The organism is Alistipes sp. AM16-43, from assembly GCF_003435745.1.
Classification (GTDB): Bacteria; Bacteroidota; Bacteroidia; order Bacteroidales; family Rikenellaceae; genus Alistipes; species Alistipes onderdonkii.
Map to the genome: position 1 here is coordinate 1 of NZ_QTUQ01000018.1, position 3739 is coordinate 3739.

8 protein-coding genes are annotated in these 3739 nt (G+C 53.0%); all 8 read left to right on the forward strand.

Annotated features, from left to right (window positions below; translation table 11 throughout):
- The coding region (locus DW189_RS14065; protein WP_117508594.1) for a site-specific integrase at positions 1 to 865 on the forward strand (865 nt) is incomplete at its 5' end.
- A gap of 105 nt (positions 866 to 970) precedes the next feature.
- Positions 971 to 1270, forward strand: a complete 300-nt coding sequence (locus DW189_RS14070) for a helix-turn-helix domain-containing protein (protein ID WP_019151269.1) — start codon at positions 971 to 973, stop codon at positions 1268 to 1270.
- 11 nt (positions 1271 to 1281) lie between these two features.
- Entirely contained in the window at positions 1282 to 1611 is a 330-nt protein-coding gene (locus DW189_RS14075; protein ID WP_014774806.1) for a hypothetical protein, read from the forward strand.
- Positions 1612 to 1901: 290 nt separating this feature from the next.
- Positions 1902 to 2102 carry a hypothetical protein gene (locus tag DW189_RS14080; protein ID WP_014774805.1) on the forward strand — a complete coding sequence of 67 codons (201 nt, stop codon included), beginning with the start codon at positions 1902 to 1904 and terminating at the stop codon, positions 2100 to 2102.
- Entirely contained in the window at positions 2099 to 2752 is a 654-nt protein-coding gene (locus tag DW189_RS14085) for a hypothetical protein (protein WP_117508595.1), read from the forward strand. The genes DW189_RS14080 and DW189_RS14085 overlap by 4 nt, the downstream gene beginning before the upstream one ends.
- Before the next feature lie 6 nt (positions 2753 to 2758).
- Entirely contained in the window at positions 2759 to 2971 is a 213-nt protein-coding gene (locus tag DW189_RS14090) for a hypothetical protein (RefSeq protein ID WP_014774803.1), read from the forward strand.
- Between the two features lie 12 nt (positions 2972 to 2983).
- The gene (locus DW189_RS14095) at positions 2984 to 3283 is read left to right on the forward strand and encodes a hypothetical protein (protein ID WP_117508596.1); all 300 of its coding nucleotides are present in this window, start codon (positions 2984 to 2986) and stop codon (positions 3281 to 3283) included.
- 48 nt (positions 3284 to 3331) lie between these two features.
- Positions 3332 to 3649 (forward strand): LPD28 domain-containing protein, encoded by a 318-nt coding sequence (locus tag DW189_RS14100; RefSeq protein ID WP_117508597.1) that lies wholly within the window; start codon positions 3332 to 3334, stop codon positions 3647 to 3649.
- Positions 3650 to 3739: the final 90 nt, after the last annotated feature.

The window sequence follows — 3739 nt, forward strand, 5'->3', positions numbered from 1 at the left end:
CGACCTCAAGAAACGTGTCGGCATCGACCGCTGCCACGGTACATGGAACCGCTACTATAAATCCATCGACCATCTGCGGACTTTCATGCGTAAGGAGTATAACGTGAGCGATATGCCGTTGGCGGAGTTGGAACAGTCGTTCATCGAGCAATACCACGTCTACCTTAAATCCGATCTGGGGCTCAAGCCTACGACCGTCAGCGGTTATCTCAAATGCCTGAAATACGTTGTCAAAATCGCGTTCAACAACGGCTGGATGCCTCGCAACCCCTTTTCCCTCTATCAATATACGGCTCCGAATCCGGAACGCAGTTTTTTAACGGAAGATGAACTCCGGCGTATGATGACTACCGAGCTGCGGTATAAGCGTCAGGACTATAACCGCGATATGTTCCTTTTCTCCTGCTTCACGGGCATCTGCTATGCGGATATGGCCTCGCTGACCTATGACCGGATCGAGCAGGATGCGCAGGGCGAGTGGTGGATCAGCGGTAACCGCCAGAAGACCGAAACCAGATACGTTGTCAAACTTCTGCCGTATGCGTTGTTCATCCTGAACAAGTACCGGGGTCTGACCGGCGACGGACGTGTTTTTGCCATGTCTACACTCGATTCGATCGACGACAGCCTGAAAAACATCGCCCGGGAGTGCGGCATCGACAAACAACTCTCATTCCACCTTGCCCGGCACACGTACGCCACGACGATCTGCCTGTCGAACGGTGTGAGTCTGGAGACGCTTTCGAAGATGCTGGGACATAAACAGATTACCACGACCCAAATCTATGCGAAAGTCACCCAGCCGATGATCGACCGTGAGGTTACCATGCTCCGGGAGAAACTGGCAATGAAATTCTCCGTGTAGACATTTTGCGATAAAGTATATAAATATATTATGTATTTACATACTTGTATAAACTCATCATTCGGTCGTTGCATCTTTGCGGCGAAAACCTACTGCAACCCGATTATGGAACGACTCGATGAGATTTTGGAAATCGTCCGAGAGATCCGCGAAGATATCGCCTATATGAAACGTCACCGGAATATGCTTTGCGGTACGCCGATCCTTGAAGTGAGCGAGGTCTGCGACCTGCTGAAGATCAGCGACCGTCAGTTGCGCCGTTACTGCGTCAGCGGTCAGCTCACCGGGTTCCACTTCGGGCGCCGTCTTATGTTCTCCGCTGCCGAGATAAACCGTTTTGTCGAGCGGATTGACACGGAGTGCCGGCAGCGAAAAGAACTTAAAAACCGGATCAGGAACCTTTAATTCATAACCCTATGCCTGACAAGTATTATTTGGTGGAGTCCGGAGCTTTGGAGAAACTGCTCCGCACGCATTTCATGCTGACACAATCCACACTGCTTTTCGAACACCTGTTGAGCCACAGCGATCGCCCGATGTTCCTCTCGGCCCGCAAGGTCTGCGAGGTGCTGGGTCTGGACCGTCACCAGCTCGAACAATGCCGCAAAAAGCGGATGATCCGCGCCCGTACCGTCAACGGACAGATGCTGTACGATGCCTACGAGTTGCTTGCGCTTACTGAACTTTTCTACCGCCGGAAGCTGCGGAAGACCCTCTCCCGGATACCGCAGTTCGAGGTGCGCTGATCCGTTCGTGCTGAAAGGGACTGACTGCATCCGCAGCAGTCTCTTTTTGTTTTGAGACAGCACGAATAATAATTAAAAATCCCTTTGTGAACGCCGGCCTCGGGGCAAGATAGCGCCGGACACGTTCCGGCGTCAAATTTTTGCGGCACGATCTCCACCCTTCGGGTCGTATCGCCCCTCAAAAATTTGCCTTGTCCGTGCCGTCGCTGATAATCCCGCCCCGAAGCCGGCTTCTCACTTTCATAGCGGGGATCTGCCGGCCGTATGTCAAATCAAAATCCATTTCGAAGATGAAACATCAAAAATTCGAGATTGCGGTGGCGGGTTACGACTACCGCTTCAAGACCTACGCCCGGGACGGCGTGGAGGCATCGGTAAAGGTGAAATGTTTTCTCGGAAAGCCCGATGCCGAGTGTACGATCCTTGTGCCTGCGTTGAACGATTACCTGCGGGAAACGGAATCCTGCCGCAGGCAGGTTGCTCAGCGATGAGAAAGTGGATCGATCAGTCGACCTTCGACGAGCTGCTGCTCGCCAATGCCGAGGATAACATAGAGCGGGCTATTCGAAGCGCATCGGCCGTATTGGAAACAGTGCAGGAGTTCGTTCCGGAGGCAGCCTTGTTCTACCGTGTTACACATGCCGTGGACAGCCTGAAAAACTATTTCGAGGAAGCTTGCACCGGTTTCCGAAGAAACGACATCCTGTTTCTCGTCCGCCAATATTTCTATCCAAAACCCTATTACGACCTCCGATTCGATTGGTCGTTCTTCCGATATGCGGACAACTACTCCTACGGCAAGGCTTTCGACAAACAAACCGCTCCGAACCGTGTCGGGGTCTTCACCAAAAAGAAGATCGACGACTGGGTGGAATACCTCACGCAGGGTTTCCGGAATCTCGAACGGATCGATGCGGAGAACGAACGCAAAATAATCGGGTACCGCAACCGGTTGGAGGCTCTGTCCGATGTGGTTTGGGTTCATGACAAAAGTCACGGCCAGATCATTCGTAACGGCCTGACCTATACTTTCGATATCCGGCAGACGGATTACAGCGAAAAGATCTCTTTGGACTATCGGTGCCGCACGCTCGACGATTTCCTTGCACTCTCCGACAATAAATTCACACCTAAACCTTAAACGACTATGGAACGAAACATTATTATCGAAAATATCTGCACTGCGTGCCGCTGCGGCGAACGTCGCGCCGAGGAATATTTGGCCGCGGAACTTCGCAACCTGCGGGAACTGCGGGATGCCGGGGCTCTGTGCTACGGCGATCTTGAAACGGCCTGTTCTGGGCTGGGACTGGACTTCGATTATACGGACTATTTCTGTCAGGCCTTGTCACTGAACTAACTCCGATTTACGATGAACAATCTTTGTTTCAACCGTTTCACACTGCGGACGGACGATGCGAAAACCCGCCGTAAAATCCTTCGCTGGCTGGCGCTCAATTACCGCTTGTACGAATACCTCCCCTCGGACGCAGAGGTTCGCGGACGGTTCATCTCGCGCAAACCTTTTCCCGCCGAGGCGTTCCGGCGCCAGATCGGGAAACTGCGCGGCGACAGGACTCTGTTCCTGCGGATTGTCTCTGCGGACTTATATACGCTCTATGTGGAAGCTAACGTCTATCTGCGCGGAGCGTGGTACCGAATCTTTCTTTAATCACCTGCCGCCTGCTCCGCAACGAGCGGGCGGCGTCATTTCCATATCATGGCATACGAATCATACATTCCTTTCGCGGATATCAGGGATTTCCACGACGCCGAGATCAACGGCATCCCGGCTCTTTTCACCATATCTCGGCTCGATTCCGAAACCCTTCCCGCCGATTTTCATTCGTGCGAGGTCATGGGCGGTCGGGGCAGCGATTTCCAGTGGCTCGTTCCGCTGGCTTTGGCAAACTTCACCGGAACGTTCGTCTCCCGGCAGCCCCTGCTCCGGGAAGGACAGGCGTACGCTGAAATACGCCGGTACGGCATCTATGACGCGACGACAGTCGACGAATGGTCTGAAAACAATAACTCTTAAACATTATGCGACGAAAATTCAAACTGAAGGTCTGTTATACCTTCCACGGGGCTTTTACCCTGCGTGCGGCTTCCGGCAAGGAAGCCGCAC